Here is a 25677-nt window from a genome sequence, read left to right on the forward strand (position 1 = left end):
GAGTATGAAGATGAGTACGAAGAGGAAGACGAGGCGCCTGTACAGCGGCGTGAATCTCGCCGCGCGCGTATTCTGCGCGGTGCTCTGGCGCGCCGCCAGCGCGTCGCTGAAAAATTTGCTAACCCGTTAGGCCGTAAAACGGATGCCGCGCTGTTCTCCGGCAAACGTATGGATGAAGACGAGCAGATTGAGTATCGCGGTGCGGCCGTCGACCCTGATGACGTACTGTTCTCTGGCCATCGAGCGACGCCGGGAGAGTATGACGAATACGATCCGCTGCTGAATGGCCACTCCGTGACTGAACCGGTAGCCGCTGCTGCTGCCGCAACGACGGCTGCGCAGGCCCATGTTGCGCCTGTTGAAGCCGTGATGCCGTCCTCGCCTGTTCCGGCACCGGAGTCCGCGATCCAGCAACCGCAGGTAGACTGGCAGACTGCGCCAGGCGTCCATACGCCTGAACCGACCATTGCGCCTGAGCCTGAAAGTTATATTCCTGTGCAGCAGGAACAGTGGCAGCAACCGTATCAGCCGCCTGAGCCTGCCAGCGTGCCGCAACAACCGTATCAGGCTTATACGCCCGAACCCGCTGTACCTGAACAGCCATACGTTGCACCGGTGTCTGAACCCGAAGTGGTGGAGGAAGCGAAGCCATCCCGTCCGCCATTATACTATTTTGAAGAAGTGGAAGAGCGCCGCGCCCGTGAGCGCGAGCAGCTTGCCGCCTGGTATCAGCCCGTGCCCGAGCCGGTGCAGGAGCCTGTTGCAAAAGCGCCTTCGGTCAGCGTTCCACCTGTAGAACCTACGCCAGCCGTTGCGTCGGGTGCAGAAGCCGTGAAGCAGGCAACGGCAGCCGCTGCCGCGTCCGCTCCGCTATTCAGCCCGGCAACCGACAGCGCCCCGCGTCCTCAGGTGAAAGAGGGCATTGGTCCACAGCTGCCGCGCCCTAACCGCGTGCGCGTACCGACTCGCCGGGAGCTGGCCTCTTATGGCATTAAATTGCCTTCCCAGCGTATGGCGGAAGAAAAAGCCCGTGAGTCCGACTACGAAGATGATGCCGACGAACTGCATCAGGATGAGCTGGCGCGTCAGTTTGCTGCCCAGCAGAATCAGCGTTACGGCGAAGAGTATCAGCATGACGTGCCTTCACAGCATCACGTGCCTTCACAGCAGGACGACGATGATGCGGCCGAAGCGGAGCTGGCGCGCCAGTTTGCAGCAACGCAGCAGCAGCGTTATTCCGGTGAGCAACCTTCGGGGGCAAACCCGTTCTCGCTGTCGGATTTCGAATTCTCACCAATGAAAGATCTGGTGGATGATGGCCCAAGCGAACCGCTGTTCACGCCGAGCGTAATGCCGGAAGCGGAGCCGGTGCGTCAGCCGCCTGCACCACAGGCTTACGTGCAGCCGCAACAGCCGGCGCCGCAGGCGTATGCGCAGCCGCAGACACCTTCTCAACCGCCTCAGCCACAGTTCCAGCAGCCAGCAACACAGCCGCAGGAGAGCCTGATTCACCCGCTGCTGATGCGTAACGGAGACAGCCGACCGCTGCAACGGCCAAGCACGCCGCTGCCGTCGCTGGATCTGTTAACGCCGCCGCCAGCGGAAGTCGAGCCGGTGGATACCTTTGCCCTTGAGCAGATGGCCCGTCTGGTGGAAGCGCGTCTGGCTGACTTCCGCATTAAAGCGGACGTGGTGAACTACTCACCGGGCCCGGTGATCACCCGTTTCGAACTGAACCTGGCACCGGGCGTAAAAGCGGCGCGTATTTCTAACCTCTCCCGCGACCTGGCGCGTTCTCTGTCCACCGTGGCGGTACGCGTGGTGGAAGTGATCCCAGGCAAGCCTTACGTTGGCCTTGAGCTGCCAAACAAGAAACGCCAGACCGTTTATCTGCGTGAAGTTCTGGATAACACCAAATTCCGCGACAACCCGTCCCCGCTGACCGTGGTGCTGGGTAAAGATATCGCCGGCGATCCGGTGGTTGCCGATCTCGCGAAGATGCCGCACCTGCTGGTTGCGGGTACTACCGGCTCCGGTAAATCGGTCGGGGTGAACGCCATGATCCTCAGTATGCTCTACAAAGCGCAGCCTGAAGACGTGCGTTTCATCATGATCGACCCAAAAATGCTCGAACTGTCCGTCTACGAAGGCATTCCGCATCTGTTAACGGAAGTGGTTACCGATATGAAGGACGCCGCCAACGCATTACGCTGGAGCGTCAATGAAATGGAGCGTCGCTACAAGCTGATGTCGGCGCTGGGCGTGCGTAACCTGGCCGGTTATAACGAGAAAATCGCCGAGGCGGCGCGTATGGGCCGTCCGATTCCGGACCCATACTGGAAGCCGGGTGACAGCATGGATGCCCAGCATCCCGTGCTGGAAAAACTGCCTTACATCGTGGTGCTGGTGGATGAATTTGCCGACCTGATGATGACCGTTGGCAAGAAAGTGGAAGAGCTGATTGCGCGTCTGGCACAGAAAGCGCGTGCGGCGGGCATCCACCTGGTACTGGCAACGCAGCGTCCGTCCGTGGATGTAATCACCGGTCTTATTAAGGCAAACATCCCGACCCGTATCGCGTTTACCGTGTCGAGTAAAATTGACTCCCGTACTATCCTTGACCAGGGCGGAGCAGAGTCGCTGCTGGGGATGGGTGATATGCTCTATTCCGGGCCGAACTCCACCTCGCCGGTGCGTGTTCACGGTGCGTTTGTTCGCGACCAGGAAGTGCACGCGGTTGTGCAAGACTGGAAAGCGCGCGGGCGACCGCAATATGTTGACGGCATCACCTCTGACAGCGAAAACGAAGGTGGCGGCGGTGGTTTTGACGGCGGCGAAGAGCTGGATCCGTTATTCGACCAGGCGGTTAATTTCGTCACCGAAAAACGCAAAGCGTCCATCTCCGGCGTGCAGCGCCAGTTCCGTATCGGTTACAACCGCGCGGCGCGTATCATTGAGCAGATGGAAGCCCAGGGCATCGTGAGCGAACAGGGGCACAACGGTAACCGTGAGGTGCTGGCGCCACCGCCTTTTGAGTAATCTTCAGCGATTGCAAAGAAGGGTAAATCAGCAAAAATTAAGCATATTCTTCTGTCGCCTGCCTTCGGGCAGGTACAGAATAGAAACGGAACCCCCATATCGGGAAGACGTATTTTAAGGAATAACAATGAAAAAAATCGCCATCGCCTGTGCATTACTCTCCAGTTTTGTTGCCAGCAGCGTCTGGGCTGATGCAGCCAGCGACCTTAAAAGCCGACTGGATAAAGTGAGCAGTTTCCACGCCAGCTTCACGCAAAAAGTGACTGACGGCAGCGGCAACGCGGTGCAGGAAGGCCAGGGAGATTTGTGGGTGAAACGCCCAAATCTGTTCAACTGGCACATGACCCAGCCGGATGAAAGCGTTCTGGTGTCTGACGGTAAAACCCTGTGGTTCTACAATCCGTTTGTTGAGCAGGCGACCGCCACCTGGCTCAAAGACGCGACCAGCAATACGCCGTTTATGCTCATTGCCCGTAACCAGTCCAGCGACTGGCAGCAGTACAACATCAAACAAAACGGTGATGAGTTCGTCCTGACGCCAAAAGGCAGCAACGGTAATCTGAAGCAGTTCACCATTAACGTGAGCAGCAACGGTACCATCAATCAGTTCGGCGCGGTTGAGCAGGACGATCAGCGCAGCAGCTATCAGTTGAAGTCTCAGCAAAACGGCGCCATTGATGCATCGAAATTCACCTTTACCCCGCCGCAGGGCGTAACGGTGGACGACCAACGCAATAAGTAAGAGGCATGAGTGAGCAACCTGTCGCTCGATTTTTCAGATAATGCGTTTCAACCTCTGGCCGCCCGTATGCGGCCAGAAAATTTAGCGCAGTACATCGGTCAGCAACATCTGCTGGCTGCGGGGAAACCCTTGCCGCGCGCTATTGAGGCGGGGCATCTGCACTCCATGATCCTCTGGGGGCCACCCGGCACCGGAAAAACCACGCTCGCTGAAGTGATTGCCCGCTATGCCAACGCGGACGTTGAGCGCATCTCGGCGGTCACGTCGGGGGTGAAAGAGATCCGCGAGGCGATCGAGCGGGCGCGACAAAACCGCAATGCCGGACGTCGCACCATTCTGTTTGTCGACGAAGTTCACCGCTTCAACAAGAGCCAGCAGGACGCCTTTCTGCCGCATATTGAAGACGGTACGATTTTCTTTATCGGCGCCACCACGGAAAACCCGTCGTTTGAACTGAACTCTGCGCTGCTCTCCCGGGCGCGCGTGTATCTGCTTAAATCGCTGACCACGGAAGATATCGAAAAAGTTCTGACGCAGGCGATGGAGGACAACGCGCGTGGTTACGGCGGACAGGATATCGTTCTGCCGGACGAGACGCGTCTTGCTATCGCCGAACTGGTTAACGGTGATGCCCGTCGTGCGTTGAACACGCTCGAAATGATGGCCGATATGGCCGAAGTGGACGATGCGGGCAAGCGCGTATTAAAGCCTGAACTGCTCACCGAAATTGCCGGTGAGCGTAGCGCGCGCTTCGATAATAAAGGCGATCGTTTTTACGACCTCATCTCTGCATTACATAAGTCCGTGCGCGGCAGCGCTCCGGATGCGGCGCTCTACTGGTACGCGCGTATCATTACCGCCGGTGGCGATCCGTTATATGTCGCGCGTCGCTGCCTGGCGATTGCGTCAGAAGATGTCGGTAATGCCGATCCACGCGCCATGCAGGTCGCTATTTCCGCCTGGGACTGCTTTACCCGCGTCGGGCCTGCGGAGGGCGAGCGTGCCATTGCGCAGGCGATTGTGTATCTGGCTTGCGCACCGAAAAGTAACGCGGTGTATACCGCCTTCAAAGCGGCGATGTCGGATGCACGTGAACGTCCGGACTACGATGTGCCGGTTCATCTGCGCAATGCGCCAACCAAATTGATGAAAGAGATGGGTTACGGGCAGGAGTATCGCTACGCCCATGACGAACCCAACGCCTACGCCGCCGGCGAGGAGTATTTCCCGCAGGAGATGGCACAAACCCGCTATTATCACCCCACAAACAGAGGTCTTGAGGGTAAGATTGGCGAAAAGCTCGCCTGGCTTGCCGGACAGGATCAAAATAGCCCTATAAAACGCTACCGTTAGTTCAATCGTTGCGGTAATGTTGGCAATATATCTCTGTGGCCGCAGGCTGTGGTCACTTTTTCCTCTTTTAATTCGATAAGCACAGGATAAGCATGCTCGATCCCAATCTGCTGCGTAATGAGCCAGACGCAGTCGCTGAAAAACTGGCACGCCGGGGCTTTAAGCTGGATGTAGATAAGCTGCGCGCTCTTGAAGAGCGTCGTAAAGTTTTGCAGGTACAAACAGAAAATCTGCAGGCAGAGCGTAATTCTCGATCGAAATCCATTGGCCAGGCGAAAGCGCGCGGGGAAGATATTGAGCCATTACGCCTGGAAGTGAACAAACTGGGTGAAGAGCTGGATCAGGCGAAAGCTGAACTGGACGTTCTTCAGGCTGAAATTCGTGATATCGCTCTGGCGATCCCGAACATTCCTGACGACAGCGTCCCTGTCGGCAAAGACGAAAACGACAACGTTGAAGTGAAACGCTGGGGTACGCCTCGCGAGTTTGACTTCGAGGTGCGCGATCACGTGACGCTGGGCGAAATGCACGCGGGCCTGGACTTTGCGGCTGCGGTTAAGCTGACCGGTTCTCGCTTCGTGGTAATGAAAGGTCAGATTGCTCACCTGCATCGCGCGCTGGCGCAATTTATGCTGGATCTGCACACCGAGCAGCATGGCTACAGCGAAACCTACGTTCCGTATCTGGTTAACCACGATACGCTGTACGGTACAGGCCAGCTGCCGAAATTTGCCGGCGATCTGTTCCATACCCGTCCGCTGGACGAAGAAGCTGACAGCAGCAACTACGCGCTGATCCCAACCGCGGAAGTGCCGCTGACCAACCTCGTGCGTGATGAGATCATCGACGAAGACGATCTGCCAATCAAACTGACTGCGCACTCTCCATGTTTCCGTTCTGAAGCCGGTTCTTACGGTCGTGATACGCGCGGTCTGATCCGTATGCACCAGTTCGATAAAGTTGAGATGGTGCAGATCGTTCGTCCGGAAGAGTCTATGGACGCGCTGGAAGAGATGACAGGTCACGCAGAGAAAGTGCTGGAGCTGCTGGGGCTGCCATACCGCCGTATGGCGCTGTGCACTGGTGACATGGGCTTCGGCGCCTGCAAAACCTTCGACCTCGAAGTCTGGGTGCCTGCGCAAAACACCTACCGTGAAATCTCCTCTTGCTCTAACGTCTGGGATTTCCAGGCGCGTCGTATGCAGGCGCGTTGCCGCAGCAAGTCCGACAAGAAGACCCGTCTGGTTCATACCCTGAACGGTTCTGGTCTGGCGGTTGGCCGTACGCTGGTTGCCGTGCTGGAGAACTACCAGCAGGCAGATGGTCGTATTGAGATCCCTGAGGTGCTGCGTCCTTACATGAAAGGCCAGCAGTTCATCGGCTAATATTTTGCTGCAAAACAAAAAAGCGCCTCAGGGCGCTTTTTTTATATCTTTGATTTGATACGACGCAATATTCCCTCCCTCTAAAGTAGTAATACTCCTCCGAACGAAAGTTAGCATAAAACACCTGTAACGAAGGAATTCGTTATATATAAAACTACATAGCGGTATGCGCCGCCTCTCTTTTCTTTGTGAGCAACCAAAGTGAGTCTTTATGAAAATCAAAGCGCCTGAAGCGTTAATGGCTGCCGAGGTCACTCGCCGTGGGTTGATGAAAACCACGGCAATAGGTGGTCTGGCGGTTGCCAGCAGCGCCTTTACGCTTCCTTTTACCCGTCTGGCGTCGGCGGCGGAGGCTCTGTCTCCCGCTTCAGCCCCGGAAAAAGTGGTGTGGAGTGCCTGTACCGTTAACTGTGGTAGCCGTTGTCCGCTGCGTATGCATGTTGTGGACGGTGAAATCAAATACGTTGAAACCGACAATACCGGCGATGATAACTACGAAGGGTTACACCAGGTTCGTGCCTGTCTGCGTGGCCGCTCAATGCGCCGTCGCGTTTATAACCCGGATCGTCTGAAATATCCGATGAAGCGTGTCGGTAAGCGTGGGGAAGGGAAGTTCGAGCGCATTAGCTGGGACGAAGCCTACGATATTATCGCGACCAACATGCAGCGCCTGATCAAAGAATACGGCAACGAATCCATCTACCTGAACTATGGCACCGGGACGCTGGGCGGCACCATGACCCGCTCCTGGCCGCCGGGTAAAACGCTGGTAGCGCGCCTGATGAACTGCTGCGGCGGCTATCTCAACCATTATGGCGACTACTCTTCCGCACAGATTGCCGCGGGCCTGAACTACACCTATGGCGGCTGGGCAGACGGTAACAGCCCGTCGGATATAGAAAACAGCAAGCTGGTGGTATTGTTTGGCAACAACCCGGGCGAAACGCGTATGAGCGGCGGTGGGGTAACCTATTATCTTGAGCAGGCGCGCGCCAAATCCAACGCACGTATGATCATCGTCGATCCGCGCTACACCGATACCGGCGCGGGGCGAGAAGACGAGTGGATCCCTATCCGCCCTGGTACCGATGCGGCGCTGGTCAATGCGCTGGCGTATGTGATGATCACTGAAAACCTCGTCGATCAGCCGTTCCTTGATAAATACTGCGTCGGCTATGACGAGAAGACGCTGCCAGCCAGCGCACCGGCTAACGGGCATTACAAAGCGTATATTCTTGGTCAGGGCAGCGACGGGGTAGCGAAAACCCCTGAGTGGGCATCCACCATCACCGGCATTCCAGTCGAACGTATTGTTCAGCTGGCCCGTGAAATTGGTTCAGCAAAACCGGCTTATATCAGCCAGGGCTGGGGACCGCAGCGTCACGCGAACGGCGAAATTGCCACCCGCGCTATTTCTATGCTCTCGATTCTGACTGGCAACGTCGGCATTCACGGCGGTAATAGCGGGGCGCGTGAAGGCTCGTATGAAGTACCGTTTGAACGTATGCCAACGCTGGATAACCCGGTTCAGACCAGCATCTCCATGTTTATGTGGACGGACGCGATCGAGCGCGGCCCGGAAATGACCGCGCTACGCGACGGTGTTCGGGGCAAAGATAAGCTGGATGTGCCGATCAAAATGATCTGGAACTATGCCGGTAACTGCCTGATCAACCAGCACTCAGAGATCAACCGCACCCACGAAATTTTGCAGGACGACAAGAAGTGCGAAATGATTGTGGTGATCGACTGCCACATGACCTCATCGGCGAAGTATGCCGATATTCTGCTCCCAGACTGCACCGCCTCTGAGCAGATGGATTTCGCGCTGGACGCCTCCTGCGGCAACATGTCCTATGTGATCTTCACAGACCAGGCCATCAAACCGCGCTTCGAGTGCAAAACCATCTATGAGATGACGTCCGAGCTGGCGAAACGTCTTGGCGTTGAGCAGCAGTTCACAGAGGGGCGTACTCAGGAAGAGTGGATGCGCCATCTGCACGAGCTCTCACGCAAAGCCATTCCAGACCTGCCGGACTTCGATACCTTCCGCAAGCAGGGCATGTACAAGCAGCGCGATCCGGAAGGGCATCACGTGGCGTATAAAGCCTTCCGCGACGATCCGCAGGCCAATCCGCTGACCACGCCGTCGGGCAAAATCGAGATCTACTCCGAAGAGCTGGCAAAAATTGCCGCAACGTGGGAATTGCCGGAAGGGGACGTTATCGATCCGCTGCCGATCTATACGCCTGGCTTCGAAAACTACAACGATCCACTGACGGAGAAATTCCCACTTCAGTTAACCGGTTTCCACTACAAAGCGCGTGTTCACTCCACCTACGGCAACGTTGACGTTCTGAAAGCGGCCTGCCGACAGGAGATGTGGATCAACCCGATGGATGCGAAAGCGCGCGGCATCAGTAATGGCGATCGCGTACGTATCTTCAACGGACGTGGCGAAGTGCATATCGAAGCTAAAGTGACTCCGCGCATGATGCCTGGCGTTGTCGCGCTGGGGGAAGGGGCCTGGTATAACCCGGATGCGAACCGTATCGATCAGGCGGGCTGCATCAACGTTCTCACTACGCAGCGTCCATCGCCGCTGGCGAAGGGCAACCCATCCCACACAAACCTCGTTCAGGTTGAAAAGGCGTAAGGAGTAACCGATGACAACCCAGTATGGATTTTTTATTGATTCCAGCCGCTGCACCGGGTGCAAAACCTGCGAGCTGGCCTGCAAGGATTATAAAGACCTGACCCCGGACGTCAGCTTCCGTCGTATTTATGAATACGCGGGCGGCGACTGGCAGGAGGATAACGGCGTCTGGCATCAGAACGTCTTCGCCTATTACCTGTCGATTGCCTGCAACCACTGCGAAGATCCGGCCTGCACCAAGGTCTGCCCGAGCGGGGCAATGCACAAGCGCGACGACGGTTTTGTGGTGGTGGACGAGGATGTCTGCATTGGCTGTCGCTACTGCCACATGGCCTGCCCGTACGGTGCGCCGCAGTATAACGCGGCTAAAGGCCACATGACCAAGTGCGACGGCTGCCACAGCCGCGTGGCGGACGGCAAAAAGCCCATCTGCGTCGAGTCCTGCCCGCTGCGCGCGCTGGACTTTGGCCCGATTGAAGAGCTGCGTAAAAAACACGGTCAGCTTGCTGCGGTCGCGCCGCTGCCGTCTGCGCACTTCACGAAGCCGAGTATTGTGATTAAACCTAACGCCAACAGCCGTCCGACGGGTGACACCACCGGCTACCTGGCAAACCCGAAGGAGGTGTGAGATGGGAAGTGGATGGCATGAATGGCCGCTTATGATCTTCACGGTCTTTGGGCAGTGTGTTGCAGGCGGGTTTATCGTCCTTGCGCTGGCGCTGTTAAAAGGGAACCTCAATGCTGAACAGCAGCAGCGTTTAGTGTTGAGCATGTTTGGCCTGTGGGTGTTGATGGGGATTGGGTTTATCGCCTCTACGCTGCACCTGGGCTCACCGATGCGCGCGTTTAACTCCCTGAACCGCGTAGGTGCCTCTTCGCTGAGTAACGAGATTGCCAGCGGCGCAATCTTCTTTGCAGTTGGCGGGCTGGGGTGGTTACTGGCAGCGCTGAAAAAGCTGCCGTCAGGGTTACGTGCGTTGTGGCTCATCGTCACCATGGTACTGGGCGTTGTCTTCGTCTGGATGATGGTCCGGGTGTACAACACCATTGATACCGTTCCGACCTGGTACAGCGTCTGGACGCCGATGAGCTTCTTCCTGACCATGTTTATTGGCGGGCCGCTGCTGGGTTATCTGCTTCTGCGTGTAGCTGGCATTAATGGTTGGGCGATGCGCCTGCTGCCCGCGGTCTCGCTGCTGGCACTGGTCATCAGTACCGTTGTAGCGCTTATGCAGGGAGCGGAGCTGGCGACCATTCACAGCTCTATCCAACAGGCTTCGGCGCTGGTACCGGATTACGGTTCTCTGATGGCCTGGCGTGTGGTGCTGCTGACGGCGGCGCTGGTGTGCTGGATTGCCCCTCAGCTTAAAGGTTACGCGCCTGCGCTACCGTTGCTGTCACTGGCCTTTGTGCTGGTGCTGGCAGGGGAGTTAATTGGTCGCGGCGTATTTTACGGTCTGCATATGACGGTCGGTATGGCTGTCGCCAGCTAATTTTAGATTTTGTTATAAAAAGCCGGGACATAGTGCCCGGCTTTTCTTTTTTCATTCATGAAATTTTTCGACTGATGTTTCGTTGTAAAAATTCCCGGAAATAAATAAAAACAAATAGATAATTAATATTGGTAGCAGGCTTTGCATTAGCAGGATGAGTTTTTTAAATCGACAAGGCGCATATCGTGCGTGACGCCTGAATCGGTGGATTGACTTTGTTTTTGCCAGTGGCATGATGCGCACGAAATCTGAACTTCCTCACGGTTTTTAATCCATGACCACCTATACCCGCCCGGTGCTTTTGTTGCTCTGTGGCCTGCTTTTGCTGACCCTGGCGATCGCGGTGTTGAACACACTCGTCCCGCTATGGCTCGCCCATGAAAACTTACCAACCTGGCAGGTGGGTATGGTTAGCTCGTCCTTTTTTACGGGCAATCTGCTGGGCACCTTATTAACGGGCAGCCTTATTAAGCGCTTTGGTTTTAACCGCAGTTATTATCTGGCGTCAATGATCTTTGCCGTCGGATGCGCCGGTTTAGGACTGATGGTCGGCTTCTGGAGCTGGATGGTCTGGCGCTTTATTGCGGGCGTTGGCTGCGCCATGATCTGGGTGGTGGTTGAAAGTGCGCTGATGTGCAGCGGCACGTCCCGTAATCGCGGGCGTCTGCTGGCGGCTTATATGATGGTTTACTACGTCGGTACCGTTCTGGGACAACTGATGGTCAGCAAATTCCCAACCGACCTGATGAGCGTTCTGCCATGGGTAACAGGGATGGTGCTGGCCGCAATTCTGCCGCTGCTCTTTACCCGTATCGTGAACCAGAGCAGTGAGCATCAGGAGGCCACGCACGTTTGGCCGATGCTGAGACTGCGTCAGGCGCGCCTGGGGATTAACGGCTGTATTATTTCCGGGATTGTGCTGGGGTCGCTCTATGGCCTGATGCCGCTCTATCTCAACCATCAGGGCGTCAGCGATTCCGGGATCGGTTTCTGGATGGCGGTGATGGTCAGCGCGGGGATTGTCGGCCAGTGGCCGATTGGCCGCCTGGCGGACCGCTTTGGTCGTCTGCTGGTGCTGCGCGTCCAGGTTTTCGTGGTCATCATGGGCTGTCTCGCCATGCTCAGCAACGCCGCGATGGCGCCTGCGCTGTTCATTCTGGGGGCTGCGGGTTTTACGCTCTATCCGGTCGCGATGGCCTGGGCCTGTGAGAAAGTTGAGCATCACCAGCTGGTGGCGATGAACCAGGCATTGTTGCTGAGTTACACCATCGGCAGTTTACTGGGGCCGACTTTTACCGCTATGCTCATGCAAAATTACTCTGATAATCTGCTGTTTATCATGATCGCCAGCGTATCGTTTATTTATCTGTTAATGCTGCTGCGCAAAGCGGGCGAGCACCCAACGCCAGTGGCACATGCCTGATTAAATAAAAGCCTGTCGATGACAGGCTTTTTTGTCCCTGTCACATATAAGACTTTTACTTATTGTGAGTTTTTACTGCCTGGCGATAATTCAAATGAGTTCTACCACTAAAAGGCAGCAATCATGTCTACTCGTCGTTTTTCCACTACCGCACTTGCCGTAGTGTTGGCTTTAACGTTTGCAACGGCTCCGGCCATGGCTAATCCTGGAAACGGGAATGGCGGTGGTCACGGAAACGGTGGCGGACAAGGTAATAGCGGCAATCATGGTAACGGGAACGCTGGTAACCATGGTAATAAGCACAATAACGGCCAGGATAATCCAGGGAAATCGGATAAGAGCTTTAAAAACAGCAACGATGTGGGTCATGATGTTGACGTCCGCGTGAGCTTCGATCATGCCCGCCATCTGGCACTGAATTACGGCTTAACGGGCTACGACTCTCTGCCTCCGGGTATTGCGAAAAACCTGGCGCGCGGTAAGCCACTGCCTCCGGGCATTGCGAAGAAAACCGTGCCAGCCGATATGCTGGGTCAGCTTCCTTCTTATCCGGGCTATGAATGGCACGTGGTGGGTGACGACTTGGTCTTAATTGCGCTGAGTACCGCGATTGTGACTTCCGTGATTAACGGCGTCTTTAAATAGAATATAAAAAGGCCCGGTTTTCACCGGGCCTTTTCGTTAATACATGACCTTGTGGCCATACTGCTCAAGAATACCTTTGACGCGCTCCATCGTCTCTTTTTTCGGCGGCTTCACGCCATCGAGCTTGTACTCTTCACCCATTGCCACCCATTTGTGTTTACCCAGCTCGTGATAGGGCAGGAGTTCAATTTTCTCCACGTTACCCATATCCCGGGTAAATTCGCCCAGACGATGTGCAGAATCATCATCATCTGACCAGCCCGGTACCACCACGTAGCGGATCCAGGTCTTGACGCCTTTATTGGCAATGTATTTGGCAAATTCCAGCGTACGGTGGTTTGAGACGCCAACCAGATTCTGGTGGATCTCATCGTTCATCTGCTTGAGATCGAGCATCACCAGATCGGTCACTTCAAGCAGTTCATCAATAACCGGATCGTAACGGCGCACAAAGCCGTTGGTGTCGAGGCAGGTATGAATACCTTCTTTATGGCAGGCGCGGAACCAGTCGCGCACAAATTCAGCCTGAAGAATAGCTTCACCGCCGGATGCCGTCACGCCACCGCCGGACGCGTTCATGAAGTGGCGATAGGTCACCACCTCTTTCATCAGATCCTCAACGGTGACTTCTTTACCGCCATGGGTGTCCCAGGTGTCACGGTTATGGCAGTACAGGCAGCGCATCAGGCAGCCCTGGAAGAAAGTGATAAAGCGGATCCCCGGGCCATCGACGGTGCCACAGGATTCAAAGGAGTGAATGCGACCAATAATTGACATTGCGGTGATATCTCCGAATTTGGCCCATCCGGGGGCCTATGTAGATGCACAGCTCAAAGGCTATGTCGAGTCTGTTTTGGCTGTTATCCATTAAGTATAGATAGCGGACAAAAGAGACTGATGAAGCGAGGGTGTTAAAAAGGCCCCACTTGCGTGGAGCCTTTATTGTACGCTTTTTAACGCGTGATTTCAGTCAATTCCACTTACATGGACTGAGTGAAAGTACGGGTGATAACGTCCTGCTGCTGTTCTTTCGTCAGGGAGTTAAAACGTACTGCGTAGCCTGATACACGAATGGTCAGCTGAGGATATTTCTCAGGATGTTCCATCGCGTCGAGCAGCATTTCACGGTTCATCACGTTCACGTTCAGGTGCTGACCACCTTCAATGGACGCTTCGTGGTGGAAGTAACCATCCATCAGACCCGCGAGGTTAGTTTTACGCACTTCGTCGTCTTTACCCAGCGCGTTTGGCACGATAGAGAAGGTGTAAGAGATACCATCTTTCGCGTATGCAAACGGCAGTTTAGCAACGGAGGTCAGAGAGGCAACCGCACCTTTCTGGTCACGACCGTGCATTGGGTTAGCACCTGGGCCGAATGGCGCGCCAGCACGACGACCGTCTGGGGTGTTACCGGTTTTCTTACCATACACAACGTTAGAGGTGATGGTCAGAACAGACTGAGTCGGGATAGCGTTACGATAGGTAGTGAGTTTCTGAATTTTCTTCATGAAACGTTCTACCAGGTCAACCGCCATGTCATCAACGCGAGCGTCGTTGTTACCAAACTGCGGATATTCGCCTTCGATTTCGAAGTCGATAGCCAGACCATCTTCGTCACGAATTGGTTTAACTTTCGCATATTTGATTGCAGACAGGGAGTCAGCCGCAACGGACAGACCTGCGATACCACACGCCATGGTGCGAACGACGTCACGGTCGTGCAGCGCCATCAGAGAGGCTTCGTAGCTGTACTTGTCGTGCATGTAGTGGATGACGTTCAGCGCAGTGACATACTGCTTAGCCAGCCAGTCCATGAAGTGATCCATGCGCTCCATCACTTCGTCGAAGTTCAGAAGGTCGCCTTTGATCGGTTCAGACTTAGGACCAACCTGCATTTTCAGTTTTTCGTCAACGCCGCCGTTGATTGCGTACAGCATGGTTTTCGCCAGGTTTGCACGCGCACCGAAGAACTGCATTTGCTTACCAACAACCATTGGGCTTACGCAGCACGCGATAGCGTAGTCGTCGTTGTTGAAGTCCGGACGCATCAGGTCATCGTTCTCGTATTGCAGAGAAGAGGTGTCGATGGACACTTTAGCGGCGAATTTCTTGAAGTTCAGCGGCAGTTTTTCAGACCACAGAACGGTGATGTTCGGCTCCGGAGAAGGACCCATGGTGTACAGGGTGTTCAGGAAGCGGAAGCTGTTTTTGGTTACCAGCGTACGGCCATCTACGCCCATACCGCCGATAGATTCGGTTGCCCAGATTGGGTCACCAGAGAACAGCTCATCATATTCTGGAGTACGCAGGAAACGAACCATACGCAGTTTCATGACCAGGTGGTCAATCATTTCCTGAGCGTCTTGCTCGGTGATTTTGCCTGCTTTGATATCGCGTTCGATATACGCATCCAGGAAGGTGGATACGCGGCCGAAGGACATTGCTGCACCGTTCTGAGACTTAACCGCGGCCAGGTAGCCGAAGTAGGTCCACTGGATAGCTTCCTGAGCGTTGGTTGCAGGACCAGAGATATCACAGCCGTATTTAGCCGCCATCTCTTTGATCTGACCCAGCGCACGGTGCTGTTCAGCAATCTCTTCACGCAGACGGATAGTCGCTTCCAGGTTTACGCCGTTTTCCAGGTCAGACTGGAGAGAGACGAACTGCGCATATTTGTCTTTCATCAGGAAGTCGATACCGTACAGCGCAACGCGACGGTAGTCACCGATGATACGGCCACGGCCATAGGCATCTGGCAGACCGGTCAGAACGCCAGATTTACGGCAGTTCAGAATGTCTTTGGTGTAAACATCGAATACACCCTGGTTATGGGTTTTACGGTATTCGGTGAAGATTTTTTTCAGCATTGGGTCCAGCTCGCGGTTATACGCTTTGCAGGAACCTTCAACCATTTTAATGCCACCGAACGGGATGATTGCGCGTTTCAGTGGTGCTTCAGTCTGGAGACCAACGATTTTCTCAAGGGCTTTGTTGATGTAGCCAGCATCGTGAGAAGTGATGGTAGAAGCGACGGAGGTGTCAAAATCAACTGGCGCGTGAGTGCGGTTTTCCAGTTTAACGCCTTCCATTACGCTGTCCCACAGCTTGGTGGTTGCATCAGTCGCACCAGCCAGGAAGGATTCGTCACCTTCATACGGGGTATAGTTTTTCTGAATGAAGTCACGGACGTTGACTTCATTCTGCCAGTCACCTTTCGTAAAACCTTCCCAGGCTGTGGCTAACTTTTCATTAAGCTCGGACATGTAACACCTACCTTCTTAAGTGGATTTTTTATTTACTGCCTGAGACAACCATTAATGATGATCGCCGCCACGCAGGTAAATGACCCAGTATGTCAACCCAACTAACAGACCCCCACCGATAATGTTCCCGATAGTGACGGGGATCAGGTTATCAGTAATGAAATTCATAATAGTCAGGTGTGAAAAACTTTCCGGGGTTGAACCAACAGCAGTCCAGAACTCCGGGCTTGCAAAGTTGCGGATAACAATCCCCATCGGGATCATGAACATATTCGCAATACTGTGCTCAAAGCCGCTGGCAACAAACATCGCAACCGGCAGAACCATAATCATGGCTTTATCCATCAGGCTACGACCAGAGTAGCTCATCCAGACCGCCAGGCAGACCATCAGGTTTGCAAGGATGCCGAGAGCAACGGCTTCGATAAATGTATGGTGCATTTTGTGGTCGGCGGTTTGCAGGACGTTAAGCCCCCAGCCGCCGTTGGCGGTCATGTACTCGCCAGAAAGCCACATCAACAGAACAAAGAGCAGACAGCCAATCAGGTTGCCAACGTAGACGTTGAGCCAGTTGCGCCCCAGTTGACCCCAGGTAATTCTTCCGCTGGCTTTTGCCACAACAATCAGCACCGTTGAGGTGAAGAGGTCGGCGCCGCAGATGACGCAGAGGATCAGGCCCAGTGAGAAGCAAATACCACCAATCAGTTTCGCTATGCCGAAAGGCATCCCGGCAGTGCCGGTGGTGGCTGTGATATAGAAGACGAAAGCGATGGAGATGAACACCCCAGCCGTAATGGCCAGAAAGAACGTCGTCATCGGATGTTTCGTTGCTTTGTAGACACCCGCTTCTTCGGCAACTTTCGCCATCGCAGCGGGGAGTAATAGATCAAAAGGGTTGTCAGCTTTCACACTAACTCTCTCTTTATTAAGTCGGCGACGAGATACTAACAAAGCATTATAGAAGAGAAATTGATATAGATCATATCTCGCCTGGCTTATAGGCCCGCAGTGTGTATGGTTTTACAGCAAAAGCGGAGTAAGTATTTGATTATCCGTATAAAAATAAATTTTAAAAGTTATGAAAAGAGTTGAATTTTTTCCTTCAGCCTCCCGTGGAACAGTTAATTAAAATGGAGTATTTATTAGAATTAGTAACAGTAAAGCCCAGGTAAGCGTTTTTATATTTACCCGTGGTTAACTTAATTATTACAATTAAACGTCATTGCGGAAAAATAAAAAAAAGGGGCAATGAAATTGCCCCGTAATATAGCTCAGGCGATTGAATACGCCTACAGCCATTAATGTTATATGCGCTTATTTTGACCAGTAAGCGGCTTTAGCCTTCTGCAATTTTTCATACGCATTCAGCAGTGACTGATGCGCCGGGAAGGCTTTCAGATCGCTGTCAACCGCTTGCAGACCATAGAACGGTTCTTCACCGCTCAGCGCCGCGCTGGCAGCTTCAACGGCATCTGCACCGTACATGCGGACGAAGGCGTTCAGATACTGCAATGGCTCGCGGTCGTCTTCCTGAGAAAGCAAGAGCAGCGTTTGCAGGCAACGGTAATAGTTAGTGCGCTCGGCGGAGAAGACGGACTGGTTAAACTCCATCGTCCACTCGGTCCAGGCCAAAGCCTGATCCAGATCGCCGCCCGCCAGCGCCAGCATCGCTTTTAGCTCGCCGATGCGCAGTGTGTACCAGCCGTTATCTTTTCCGGTTGCCAGACCCAGCAGTTCGCGTACGCGGGTGAAATCATCGTGTCCTTCTTCGTCCAGTTGGGCGATCAGGTTCAGATAATCTTCTTTATCCCACTCGCTGCCCGGCAGGGCCAGCAGGGTTTCACGCAGATGCGCACCCATGCTGTTGTTCGCCAGCCACAGATCTTCTGCCGGATAGATGTCCGACATACCCGGCACAATAATACGGCACGCATAAACGCCGAGGTGTTCATAGTCGGCAATATAGACTTCCTGATCTTCCGCGTTGAAGATCGCCATCAGGGTGGCGAACTCTTCTTCCGTCGTACCGGCAAAGCTCCAGTCCACGAACGGATAGTCCGCGTCCTGTTTGAACATATCCCAGGAGATCAAACCGCTGGAGTCGATGAAGTGCGTTTCGAGGTTGGTGTGCTCGGCGACTTCTTCGTCATCAAAGGTTGGCGGGGTGAATACGTCGAGATCTTTCAGGCTACGACCTTGCAGCAGTTCGGTCACGGTACGCTCCAGCGCCACGCCGAAGTCCGGGTGCGCGCCGAAAGAGGCGAAGCAGGTGCCATTTGCCGGGTTAAACAGTACCACGCAGATAACCGGATATTTGCCGCCCAGAGAGCCGTCATAAGCAAAGATTGGGAAACCTTCCGCTTCCAGTTTGGCGATGGATTCCACCACGCCCGGGTAGCGCGCCAGCACGTCAGCCGGGATCTCCGGCAGGCTGATGGATTCAGCAATAATACGGTTTTTGATGTGACGCTCGAAAACTTCAGACAACCCCTGTACACGCGCTTCGTTACGGGTGTTACCGGCAGACATACCGTTAGACACATACAGATTGCCAACGATGTTCATTGGAATGTAAACGGTCTGCTCGTCAGACTGACGGGTGAACGGCAGGGCGCAGATACCACGATCCTCATTGCCGGATTGCAGGTCGATCAGCATGCTGGCGGTCAGTTCGTTTTCCGGATCGTAGAACGCGCGCAGGCGGGCATCGAGAATGCCTTCCGGCAGTTCGTCGTCTTCGGGTAGCGGGAACCATTTTTCGTTCGGGTAGTGAACGAACGGGCCGTTGGCAATCGTTTCACCCAGCCAGAAGTCGGCGAAGAAATAGTTGGTGGACAGACGCTCAAAATACTCACCCAGCGCAGAGGCCAGTGCCGCTTTTTTGGTCGCGCCTTTGCCGTTGGTGAAGCACAGCGCACAGTCTTTGTCGCGAATATGCACGGACCAGACGTGAGGCACCGGATTCAGCCAGGAGGCTTCTTCGATATTAAAGCCCAGGTCGGTCAGTTTCTGCTGGAAGCGAGCGATGGAATCTTCCAGAGCGGCGTCTTTGCCGGGAATAAACGTTTGAGTCATGGCGTTCACTTTTATCGTACGTAAAGCGCGCAATGATACGGGTTTTGCGTGACGGGTGCTATCTCCGGCGAAAATAAATGGCTGGGCTATGCTTATAAGCAGTAACCTACTGTTAAGGCATAAAAAAATGAAAGCATTTGATCTCCAGCGGATGGCGTTTGATAAAGTCCCACCTGAGTTTTTAGGCGAAGTGGCGTTGCGTAGCCTGTACACCTTTGTACTCGTCTTCCTGTTTCTGAAAATCACCGGACGTCGCGGCGTGCGGCAGATGTCACTGTTTGAAGTGCTGATTATCCTGACGCTGGGTTCGGCGGCAGGGGACGTTGCCTTTTATGACGATGTGCCGATGGTGCCGGTTTTTATCGTCTTCGTGACGCTTGCGCTGCTGTACCGGCTGGTCATGTGGCTGATGTCGAAAAGTGAAAAACTGGAAGATCTGTTCGAAGGAAAACCGGTGGTGATTGTCGAAGATGGTCAACTGGCCTGGGAGAATGTGCAAAGCGCCAATATGACGGAGTTTGAGTTCTTTATGGAGCTACGTATAAGCAGCGTTGAACAACTGGGGCAGGTGCGTCTGGCGATTATGGAAACGAACGGTCAAATCAGCGTTTATTACTATCCTGACGATGAGGTCAAGCCCGGCCTGTGCATACTGCCGGATATGCTTATCGAGCGATACAAAACCGTCCCTGATGCGGGCCAGTATGCCTGCATAAAATGCAGCCACGTGGTGGTCATGCAGGCGGGCGATCATCAATTATGCCCTCGCTGTACAAATCCAGAATGGACGAAGGTTAGCCGGGCTAAACGCATTACCTGACAGCGATATTGTCGGTTTTGCGACAACGGTACGGCAGATTGTTTTGTGTGACGAGGGGCACATTTCTTCGGCCATAAGTTTTAGACATTGCGGCGCGTGTCACTGAATGATAAAACCGATATCCACAGTTATAACTTATGGCTTTTAGCGTGGTGAGGGGAAATGGCTCAAGTCTTTAATTTCAGTTCAGGTCCGGCAATGTTACCGGCAGACGTGCTCAAACAGGCTCAACAGGAGCTGTGTGACTGGAACGGTCTGGGTACGTCGGTGATGGAAGTCAGCCACCGGGGTAAAGCGTTTATTCAGGTGGCGGAAGAGGCAGAAAAGGATTTTCGCGATCTGCTGAACATTCCCTCGAACTACAAAGTATTGTTCTGTCACGGCGGTGGACGCGGTCAGTTTGCGGGTATTCCGCTCAATCTACTGGGCGACAAATCCACCGCTGATTACGTTGATGCCGGCTACTGGGCGGCCAGTGCGGTAAAAGAAGCGCACAAATATTGCACGCCGAACGTTATCGATGCCAAAGTGACCGTTGACGGTATGCGCGCCGTGAAGCCGATGAGTGAGTGGCAGCTTTCTGACAACGCCGCGTATCTTCATTACTGCCCGAACGAAACCATCGACGGTATCGCTATTCACGAAGAGCCAGACTTTGGCGAAAATGTCATTGTGACGGCGGACTTCTCCTCCACCATTCTGTCCACGCCGCTGGACGTCAGCCGCTACGGCGTCATCTACGCGGGTGCCCAGAAAAACATCGGTCCTGCGGGTCTGACTATCGTTATCGTGCGTGAAGACCTGCTGGGGAAAGCCCATAAGTCTTGCCCGTCAATTCTGGATTACACCGTCCTGAACGACAACGATTCCATGTTCAACACTCCACCAACGTTCGCCTGGTACCTCTCCGGCCTGGTCTTCAAATGGCTGAAGCAAAAAGGCGGCGTGGCGCAGATGGACAAGATCAATCAGCAAAAAGCTGAACTGCTGTACGGCGTGATCGACAAGAGCGATTTCTACCGTAACGATGTCGCCAAAACTAACCGTTCGCGCATGAACGTGCCGTTCCAGCTGGCGGACAACAACCTGGATAACGTGTTCCTGGAAGAGTCCTTCGCGGCGGGTCTGCATGCGCTGAAAGGTCACCGTGTGGTAGGCGGTATGCGTGCCTCTATCTATAACGCGATGCCGCTGGAAGGCGTTAAAGCCCTGACTGATTTCATGATCGACTTCGAACGTCGTCACGGTTAATAGGCTGTTTTTCACCCCCGCAGCGTTCCTGCGGGGTTTTTATTATGTTGAGTTGAGAGTTAAGTTTCATGGAATCCCTGACGTTACAACCTATCGCGCGGGTAGATGGCACCATTAATCTGCCTGGTTCAAAAAGTGTCTCGAACCGCGCTCTGCTGCTGGCAGCTCTGGCAAACGGCACCACCGTCCTTTCCAACCTGCTGGACAGCGATGACGTGCGCCATATGCTCAATGCACTGAAAGCGTTGGGCGTTCAGTATGCGCTGTCAGACGATCGTACCCGTTGTGAAGTCACCGGTAACGGCGGCGCATTACATTCCGCTGAAGCGCTGGAGCTTTTCCTGGGTAACGCCGGTACGGCGATGCGTCCTCTGGCCGCTGCGCTGTGTCTTGGGAGCAACGATATTGTGCTGACCGGCGAGCCGCGCATGAAAGAGCGTCCGATCGGCCACCTGGTCGATGCCCTGCGTCAGGGCGGCGCGCAGATTGATTATCTTGAGCAAGAAAATTACCCGCCACTGCGTCTGCGCGGTGGTTTCACTGGCGGTAATGTTGAGGTTGACGGTAGCGTCTCCAGCCAGTTCCTGACGGCACTGCTGATGACCGCACCGCTGGCTCCAAATGATACCGTGATTAGCATTAAAGGCGATCTGGTTTCTAAACCGTACATTGATATCACGCTGCACCTGATGAAAACCTTCGGCGTTGAGGTGGAAAACCAGTCTTATCAGCGCTTCGTGGTGCGCGGGGCACAGCAGTACCAGTCTCCGGGCAACTACCTGGTTGAAGGGGATGCGTCATCCGCGTCCTACTTCCTGGCCGCGGGTGCGATTAAAGGCGGTACGGTAAAAGTGACGGGTATTGGTCGCAACAGCGTGCAGGGCGATATTCGTTTTGCCGACGTGCTGGAAAAAATGGGCGCGGTTGTGACCTGGGGCGATGACTTCATCTCCTGTACGCACGGTGAGCTGAACGCCATCGACATGGACATGAACCATATTCCTGACGCGGCAATGACCATCGCCACCGCTGCGCTGTTTGCGAAAGGCACCACCACGCTGCGTAACATCTATAACTGGCGCGTAAAAGAGACTGACCGCCTGTTCGCAATGGCAACCGAGCTGCGTAAAGTGGGGGCGGTGGTAGAAGAGGGCGAAGACTACATTCGCGTCACGCCGCCGGCAAAACTGCAATTTGCAGAAATTGGCACCTACAACGATCACCGCATGGCGATGTGTTTCTCGCTGGTGGCGCTGTCAGATACGCCAGTCACCATCCTTGACCCGAAGTGCACGGCGAAAACCTTCCCGGACTACTTCGAACAGCTGGCGCGCATTAGCACCCTGGCCTGACGATCGTATGCCGCATCTCCTGATGCGGCATTTCCTTACGCTTTCTGACAGTCATCCTCTTTCATTTCTTCTACACTCTGCTTCAATCATTCCGTAATTTGCACGCAAAGGTAACAGTTGCGCACGTTGGCGCGTATAATGCGCGGCGTTCATGTAAACGGTATGCCTTAATTAAGGAGAAAAAGATGACGGCAATTGCCCCGGTAATCACCATTGATGGGCCAAGTGGCGCAGGGAAAGGTACTCTGTGCAAAGCGATGGCGGAAGCATTGCAATGGCATCTTTTAGATTCGGGAGCAATCTATCGCGTGCTGGCGCTGGCTGCGCTGCATCATCATGTAGATGTTGCGTCTGAAGAAGCGCTGGTACCGCTGGCTGCACATCTGGATGTGCGCTTTGTCTCTACTGATGGCAACCTTGAAGTGATCCTGGAAGGGGAAGATGTCAGCGGTGAAATCCGTACGCAGGAAGTGGCCAATGCGGCCTCTCAGGTGGCGGCTTTCCCACGCGTTCGTGAAGCGCTGTTACGTCGCCAGCGCGGTTTCCGTGAAGCGCCGGGGCTGATCGCCGACGGCCGCGACATGGGAACCGTGGTATTCCCTGATGCGCCAGTGAAAATTTTCCTTGACGCCTCTTCGGAAGAACGTGCTCAACGCCGCATGCTTCAGTTGCAGGAAAAGGGGTTTAGTGTTAACTTTGATCGCCTTTTATCCGAGATAAAAGAGCGCGATGACCGCGATCGTAACCGCGCCGTCGCACCACTTGTTCCCGCGCAAGACGCATTAGTGCTGGATTCAACCAGTTTAACTATTGAGCAAGTGATTGAAAAAGCGCTACAATATGCGCGCCAAAAACTGGCACTCGCGTAATCGCGACCGATTTAGCAGTACCCCCGCTGCAATGGATTGACGGCGGGTATGTGAAACAACCCCATCCGGCACGGAGCCAGGTGGACGTTAATATTAACCTGAAGATTAAACATGACTGAATCTTTTGCTCAACTGTTTGAAGAATCCTTAAAAGAAATCGAAACCCGTCCGGGTTCCATCGTTCGCGGTGTTGTTGTTGCTATCGACAAAGACGTAGTACTGGTTGACGCCGGTCTGAAATCTGAGTCCGCCATCCCGGCTGAGCAGTTCAAAAACGCCCAGGGCGAGCTGGAAATCCAGGTAGGTGACGAAGTTGACGTTGCTCTGGACGCAGTAGAAGACGGCTTCGGCGAAACCCTGCTGTCTCGTGAGAAAGCTAAACGTCACGAAGCATGGATCACGCTGGAAAAAGCTTACGAAGAAGCTGAAACTGTGGTCGGTGTTATCAACGGCAAAGTTAAAGGTGGCTTCACTGTTGAGCTGAATGGTATTCGTGCGTTCCTGCCAGGTTCTCTGGTAGACGTTCGTCCAGTCCGTGACACCCTGCACCTCGAAGGCAAAGAGCTTGAGTTCAAAGTAATCAAGCTGGACCAGAAGCGTAACAACGTTGTTGTTTCCCGTCGTGCCGTTATCGAATCCGAAAACAGCGCAGAACGCGATCAGCTGCTGGAAAACCTGCAGGAAGGCATGGAAGTCAAAGGTATCGTTAAGAACCTCACTGACTACGGCGCATTCGTTGACCTGGGCGGCGTTGATGGCCTGCTGCACATCACCGACATGGCGTGGAAACGCGTTAAGCACCCAAGCGAAATCGTGAACGTGGGCGACGAAATCACTGTTAAAGTGCTGAAGTTCGACCGCGAGCGTACTCGTGTATCCCTCGGCCTGAAACAGCTGGGCGAAGATCCATGGGTAGCTATCGCTAAGCGTTACCCAGAAGGTACTAAACTGACTGGTCGCGTTACCAACCTGACCGACTACGGCTGCTTCGTTGAAATCGAAGAAGGCGTTGAAGGCCTGGTGCACGTTTCCGAAATGGACTGGACCAACAAAAACATCCACCCATCCAAAGTTGTTAACGTTGGTGATGTAGTGGAAGTGATGGTTCTGGATATCGACGAAGAACGTCGTCGTATCTCCCTGGGCCTGAAGCAGTGCAAAAACAACCCATGGCAGCAGTTCGCGGAAACCCACAACAAGGGCGACCGTGTTGAAGGTAAAATCAAGTCTATCACTGACTTCGGTATCTTCATCGGCCTGGACGGCGGCATCGATGGCCTGGTTCACCTGTCTGACATCTCCTGGAACGTTGCAGGCGAAGAAGCAGTTCGTGAATACAAAAAAGGCGACGAAATCGCAGCAGTTGTTCTGCAGGTTGACGCAGAGCGTGAACGTATCTCCCTGGGCGTTAAACAGCTCGCAGAAGATCCGTTCAACAACTGGGTTGCACTGAACAAGAAAGGCGCAATCGTAAACGGTAAAGTGACTGCTGTTGACGCTAAAGGCGCAACCGTAGAACTGGCTGACGGCGTTGAAGGTTACCTGCGCGCTTCCGAAGCTTCACGTGACCGCGTTGAAGATGCAACTCTGGTTCTGAGCGTTGGTGACGACGTTGAAGCTAAGTTCACTGGTGTTGACCGTAAGAACCGTGCAATCAGCCTGTCTGTTCGTGCTAAAGACGAAGCTGATGAGAAAGATGCAATCGCAACTGTGAACAAACAGGAAGATGCAAACTTCTCTAACAACGCAATGGCTGAAGCTTTCAAAGCAGCTAAAGGCGAGTAAGTTCAGGTTCGCACCATCATTTGAGCTGTAACGCATTTACAGCGCGAAGGATGGAGAGCAGACTTGACAGATTGCAGGATTCGTCCTGTAATCAATAACAAAGGGCGGCTACGGCCGCCCTTGTTTAATAAGCTGTTCAGCTAATGGGTTTGAAAGGAACCGGAGGAATCATGACCAAGTCAGAATTGATTGAAAGACTTGCCAGTCAGCAACCGCATATCCCTGCCAAGGCTGTGGAAGATGCCGTTAAAGAGATGCTGGAGCATATGGCTACCACTCTTGCCCAGGGCGAGCGCATTGAAATCCGCGGTTTCGGTAGTTTTTCCCTGCACTATCGTGCACCACGTACCGGGCGTAACCCGAAGACTGGCGATAAAGTGGAGCTGGAAGGAAAGTATGTTCCGCACTTTAAGCCGGGTAAAGAACTGCGCGATCGCGCCAATATTTACGGTAACTGAGTTTAATCATCAGGGTTAAACTGAGTTTAAAGAAAGCACCTTAGGGTGCTTTTTTTGTATCCCGCCCC

The 25677-nt window shown here is 54.0% G+C and carries 19 protein-coding genes; 15 read left to right on the plus strand and 4 right to left on the minus strand.

What is annotated here, in order from left to right:
• From INF86_RS08580 to INF86_RS08620, 9 genes are all read left to right on the plus strand, one after another.
• On the plus strand, positions 1-3039 hold a 3039-nt coding region (locus INF86_RS08580; protein ID WP_227414759.1), incomplete at its 5' end, for a DNA translocase FtsK.
• A gap of 127 nt (positions 3040-3166) precedes the next feature.
• Positions 3167-3781: an outer membrane lipoprotein chaperone LolA gene (lolA, locus tag INF86_RS08585; RefSeq protein ID WP_022647618.1), complete on the plus strand. Its 615-nt coding sequence runs from the start codon at positions 3167-3169 to the stop codon at positions 3779-3781.
• A gap of 9 nt (positions 3782-3790) precedes the next feature.
• Positions 3791-5134 (plus strand): replication-associated recombination protein RarA, encoded by a 1344-nt coding sequence (gene rarA / locus INF86_RS08590; protein WP_022647619.1) that lies wholly within the window; start codon positions 3791-3793, stop codon positions 5132-5134.
• A gap of 92 nt (positions 5135-5226) precedes the next feature.
• Positions 5227-6519, plus strand: a complete 1293-nt coding sequence (serS, locus tag INF86_RS08595) for a serine--tRNA ligase (RefSeq protein WP_003858266.1) — start codon at positions 5227-5229, stop codon at positions 6517-6519.
• A 211-nt stretch (positions 6520-6730) separates the two neighbouring features.
• Positions 6731-9175, plus strand: a complete 2445-nt coding sequence (dmsA, locus tag INF86_RS08600) for a dimethylsulfoxide reductase subunit A (protein ID WP_023299718.1) — start codon at positions 6731-6733, stop codon at positions 9173-9175.
• Positions 9176-9185: 10 nt separating this feature from the next.
• Positions 9186-9803 carry a DMSO/selenate family reductase complex B subunit gene (locus INF86_RS08605; protein ID WP_017384545.1) on the plus strand — a complete coding sequence of 206 codons (618 nt, stop codon included), beginning with the start codon at positions 9186-9188 and terminating at the stop codon, positions 9801-9803.
• A gap of 1 nt (position 9804) precedes the next feature.
• On the plus strand, positions 9805-10668 hold the full coding sequence (locus INF86_RS08610) for a dimethyl sulfoxide reductase anchor subunit family protein (protein WP_023299719.1): 864 nt from the start codon (positions 9805-9807) through the stop codon (positions 10666-10668).
• A 274-nt stretch (positions 10669-10942) separates the two neighbouring features.
• The gene (locus INF86_RS08615) at positions 10943-12091 is read left to right on the plus strand and encodes an MFS transporter (protein WP_193543424.1); all 1149 of its coding nucleotides are present in this window, start codon (positions 10943-10945) and stop codon (positions 12089-12091) included.
• 123 nt (positions 12092-12214) lie between these two features.
• Positions 12215-12736, plus strand: a complete 522-nt coding sequence (locus INF86_RS08620; protein ID WP_193543425.1) for an anti-virulence regulator CigR family protein — start codon at positions 12215-12217, stop codon at positions 12734-12736.
• Positions 12737-12772: 36 nt separating this feature from the next.
• Here INF86_RS08620 and pflA read toward each other — a convergent pair whose 3' ends face one another.
• From pflA to ycaO, 4 genes are all read right to left on the minus strand, one after another.
• Positions 12773-13513: a pyruvate formate lyase 1-activating protein gene (pflA, locus tag INF86_RS08625; RefSeq protein WP_003858250.1), complete on the minus strand. Its 741-nt coding sequence runs from the start codon at positions 13511-13513 to the stop codon at positions 12773-12775.
• A 203-nt stretch (positions 13514-13716) separates the two neighbouring features.
• The gene (gene pflB, locus INF86_RS08630) at positions 13717-15999 is read right to left on the minus strand and encodes a formate C-acetyltransferase (RefSeq protein WP_022647624.1); all 2283 of its coding nucleotides are present in this window, start codon (positions 15997-15999) and stop codon (positions 13717-13719) included.
• 51 nt (positions 16000-16050) lie between these two features.
• The gene (focA, locus tag INF86_RS08635) at positions 16051-16908 is read right to left on the minus strand and encodes a formate transporter FocA (RefSeq protein ID WP_017384832.1); all 858 of its coding nucleotides are present in this window, start codon (positions 16906-16908) and stop codon (positions 16051-16053) included.
• A gap of 405 nt (positions 16909-17313) precedes the next feature.
• Positions 17314-19074 carry a 30S ribosomal protein S12 methylthiotransferase accessory factor YcaO gene (ycaO, locus tag INF86_RS08640; RefSeq protein ID WP_022647625.1) on the minus strand — a complete coding sequence of 587 codons (1761 nt, stop codon included), beginning with the start codon at positions 19072-19074 and terminating at the stop codon, positions 17314-17316.
• A gap of 127 nt (positions 19075-19201) precedes the next feature.
• On the opposite strand from ycaO, the gene INF86_RS08645 reads away from it, so the two are divergent.
• The 6 genes from INF86_RS08645 (at position 19202) to ihfB (ending at position 25609) form a co-directional block, all read left to right on the plus strand.
• The gene (locus tag INF86_RS08645) at positions 19202-19894 is read left to right on the plus strand and encodes a DUF421 domain-containing protein (RefSeq protein WP_023299721.1); all 693 of its coding nucleotides are present in this window, start codon (positions 19202-19204) and stop codon (positions 19892-19894) included.
• 162 nt (positions 19895-20056) lie between these two features.
• On the plus strand, positions 20057-21145 hold the full coding sequence (gene serC, locus INF86_RS08650; protein ID WP_022647627.1) for a 3-phosphoserine/phosphohydroxythreonine transaminase: 1089 nt from the start codon (positions 20057-20059) through the stop codon (positions 21143-21145).
• Positions 21146-21213: 68 nt separating this feature from the next.
• Positions 21214-22497 carry a 3-phosphoshikimate 1-carboxyvinyltransferase gene (aroA, locus tag INF86_RS08655; RefSeq protein WP_032624533.1) on the plus strand — a complete coding sequence of 428 codons (1284 nt, stop codon included), beginning with the start codon at positions 21214-21216 and terminating at the stop codon, positions 22495-22497.
• A gap of 185 nt (positions 22498-22682) precedes the next feature.
• Positions 22683-23366 (plus strand): (d)CMP kinase, encoded by a 684-nt coding sequence (gene cmk, locus INF86_RS08660; RefSeq protein WP_015570968.1) that lies wholly within the window; start codon positions 22683-22685, stop codon positions 23364-23366.
• A gap of 111 nt (positions 23367-23477) precedes the next feature.
• Positions 23478-25151 carry a 30S ribosomal protein S1 gene (gene rpsA, locus INF86_RS08665; protein WP_003858235.1) on the plus strand — a complete coding sequence of 558 codons (1674 nt, stop codon included), beginning with the start codon at positions 23478-23480 and terminating at the stop codon, positions 25149-25151.
• Between the two features lie 170 nt (positions 25152-25321).
• Positions 25322-25609: an integration host factor subunit beta gene (ihfB, locus tag INF86_RS08670; RefSeq protein ID WP_003858233.1), complete on the plus strand. Its 288-nt coding sequence runs from the start codon at positions 25322-25324 to the stop codon at positions 25607-25609.
• The last annotated feature ends 68 nt before the right edge of the window (positions 25610-25677 follow it).

The sequence above is a fragment of the Enterobacter cloacae complex sp. I1M genome, from assembly GCF_014982425.1.
Lineage (GTDB): Bacteria > Pseudomonadota > Gammaproteobacteria > Enterobacterales > Enterobacteriaceae > Enterobacter > Enterobacter intestinihominis.